At 59.2% G+C, this 2,343-nt stretch carries 5 protein-coding genes; 2 read left to right on the plus strand and 3 right to left on the minus strand.

All coding sequences use genetic code 11. The annotated features are described in order from the left end of the window. On the plus strand, positions 1 to 264 hold a 264-nt coding region (locus tag AC1DWF_RS31545; protein ID WP_476842517.1), incomplete at its 5' end, for an NAD(P)(+) transhydrogenase (Re/Si-specific) subunit beta. Between the two features lie 90 nt (positions 265 to 354). Here the strand turns inward: AC1DWF_RS31545 and AC1DWF_RS31550 are convergent. The 3 genes from AC1DWF_RS31550 to AC1DWF_RS31560 form a co-directional block, all read right to left on the minus strand. Beyond that, on the minus strand, positions 355 to 987 hold the full coding sequence (locus tag AC1DWF_RS31550; protein WP_476788249.1) for a LysE family translocator: 633 nt from the start codon (positions 985 to 987) through the stop codon (positions 355 to 357). A gap of 75 nt (positions 988 to 1,062) precedes the next feature. Continuing rightward, positions 1,063 to 1,458 (minus strand): VOC family protein, encoded by a 396-nt coding sequence (locus tag AC1DWF_RS31555; RefSeq protein WP_476788248.1) that lies wholly within the window; start codon positions 1,456 to 1,458, stop codon positions 1,063 to 1,065. 17 nt (positions 1,459 to 1,475) lie between these two features. Further along, complete coding sequence (locus AC1DWF_RS31560; RefSeq protein WP_476788247.1) at positions 1,476 to 1,949, minus strand: DUF992 domain-containing protein; 474 nt, start codon at positions 1,947 to 1,949, stop codon at positions 1,476 to 1,478. A 223-nt stretch (positions 1,950 to 2,172) separates the two neighbouring features. Between AC1DWF_RS31560 and AC1DWF_RS31565 the strand changes: the two genes are divergently transcribed. After that, on the plus strand, positions 2,173 to 2,343 hold a 171-nt coding region (locus tag AC1DWF_RS31565; RefSeq protein WP_476842518.1), incomplete at its 3' end, for a DUF2165 family protein.

A 2,343-nucleotide genomic window follows, 5' to 3' on the forward strand; every position in this document is an offset into this window, starting at 1 on the left:
GAGTTCGCCCAGGCCGACGTCGCTTATGTCATCGGCGCCAACGACGTCACCAATCCCTCGGCGCGCGACGACAAGAACTCGCCGATCTACGGCATGCCGATCCTCGACGTCGACAAGGCGCGCACCTGCCTATTCGTCAAGCGCAGCCTCGGTTCCGGCTACGCCGGCATCGACAACACGCTGTTCTACAAGGACGGCACCATGATGCTGCTCGGCGACGCCAAGAAGATGACCGAAGAAATCGTCAAGGCCATGGATCACTGAGCCAAAAGTCAGGCGATCTCGCCGCAGCGAGAACAGACAAAAAAGCCCGGCAAATGCGCCGGGCTTTTTCTTTGAGTGAACAAGTGAAACTCAGCGCTGGGCTTCGGTTGCCATCTTCACCGCAAGTCCCGCGAGCACCGTACCCATCAGCCAGCGCTGGATCTTGAGCCAGCCGGGGTTTTGGGCGAGGAACTGCGAGATCGAGCCTGCAGACAGCGCGATCATCGCGTTGACCGAGACGCTGATGCTGATCTGGATCATGCCGAGCATCAGCAACTGGGTCAGCACGCTGCCGGCCGCCGGATCGATGAACTGGGGCAGCAGCGACAGGTAAAGCACCGCGACCTTGGGGTTGAGCAGGCTGGTGAACAAGCCCATGGCAAACAGCTTGCGCGTGCCATCCTTCGGCAGTTCGCGGATATGGAACGGCGAGCGCCCGCCGGGGCGGATGGCCTGCCAGGCGAGCCACAGAAGATAGGCAGCGCCGGCAAAACGGATCGCGTCATAGGCGTATGGCACGGCGAGCACCAGCGCAGTGATGCCGAAGGCCGCGCACAGCATGTAGATGACAAAACCAAGTGCGACGCCGGCGAGCGAAATCAGTCCGGCACGGGAGCCCTGGCTGATCGAGCGCGACACCAGATAGACCATGTTCGGCCCAGGCGTCAGCACCATGCCGAGTGCTATGGCGGCAAAGGCGATGAGATTCGCGGTTTCCGGCATGCAATTCCCCTCAAGGGTTCGATGCCGGAAGATGCCTGTTAGAGCGGCGTGTAGGTAGAGGGCAGGCGAGGAATATCAATTGCGACAGCCGGCCTCGATATTGTTGCCGTCCGGGTCGAGCACATAGGCTCCGTAATAATTCATCGGCTCCGGTCCACGCGGGCCGGGCATTCCATTGTCGGTGCCGCCATTTTCGAGGGCCGCCTTGTGAAACGCGTTGACCTTCGCATGGTTGTCAGCCGCGAAGGCAAGATGTAGCGGGCTTGCCGAGGTGCGATGCATCGCAGTCCAAAAGGCTGGCTTGTCGGTGCCGATCCAAAGGAACGGCACCGGCTCTTTCGCGCTTCTGCCGAGCAGAAACGCGGTCGGCGTGTTGTCGATGGTCGCCAGCCCCAGGGCAGCGGCGATCGCGTCATAGAAACGGCGGGAGGCGGCCAGGTCGCGAACGCGAAATCCAAAATGATCGAACATGGGCTCCCGAACCGCGCCTATTGTTGTGCGCTCACCAATTCCATTGCGCCGATGGCCAGTGCAGCGTTGAGGCCCGTCTGGCCCTGTACGCTGATTGGCTGAAGCGCAACGGAACGATACCAGCCGAATAGTACATTGGTCCCCACGCCCAGGAGCGCGGTCGCCTCTGCGCTGGCACCGGCATAGTTTCCGGCGAGCAGGGCAGGGGAATGGACATCGCCGCTCGACGCCATCACCAGCCACTGTAAGATCGCTCCGTTGGTGAAGCCGACGTCGACGCCATATTTATTGATGCGTCCCGAATAGAGCTGCTGAGGGTCGTTGCGGTTGGCTGGCGTGAAGGTGCACCGCATATCTTTGCTCGAGCCGATGACAAAGCCTACGCCACCATCGATGACGCAGGTGAGAAGTCCCACTTTGACGCCGAAATCCGCATGAGCGGGCGCTGAAAGCGGCACAAGGGCAAGCGCTGCGAGGATGAGCTTCTTCATGGCGGGTTCCTTTCAGGGGCATGAAGAAATATCAACCGATTAGCTGCCGAAAGGTTCCCATGGTGCGGACTTGCGGTCCGCACCCCCACATCATCCTTTCTACAACCCCAGTTTGCAGTACGGCTTGACGGATTTCATTTTATGATCATAAATTGTGATCACATTGGGCGATTGTGTGCAATGTTTGCAACCTTGCTTGGGCAAAACGAAAACTGGGGGAACTATGATTGCGCGAATTTCGAAGACATTTATGTGCTTCTCGTTGGCCGCGTTCGCATTCCTGGTCCTGTTCAACAACCTCACCGACTACGGTTCCAACTACAACTTCGTTCGCCATGTTCTAAGCATGGACACGACGTTTCCCGGCAACGCCTTGATGTACCGTGTCATCACC

The organism is Aminobacter sp. P4_D5 (assembly GCF_056401815.1).

What these genes read in the sequence shown, in the direction of transcription:
- AC1DWF_RS31550 (WP_476788249.1), bottom strand. Translation starts at nt 987, where the DNA reads ATGCCGGAAACCGCGAATCTCATCGCCTTTGCCGCCATAGCACTCGGC.
- AC1DWF_RS31555 (WP_476788248.1), bottom strand. Translation starts at nt 1,458, where the DNA reads ATGTTCGATCATTTTGGATTTCGCGTTCGCGACCTGGCCGCCTCCCGC.
- AC1DWF_RS31560 (WP_476788247.1), bottom strand. Translation starts at nt 1,949, where the DNA reads ATGAAGAAGCTCATCCTCGCAGCGCTTGCCCTTGTGCCGCTTTCAGCG.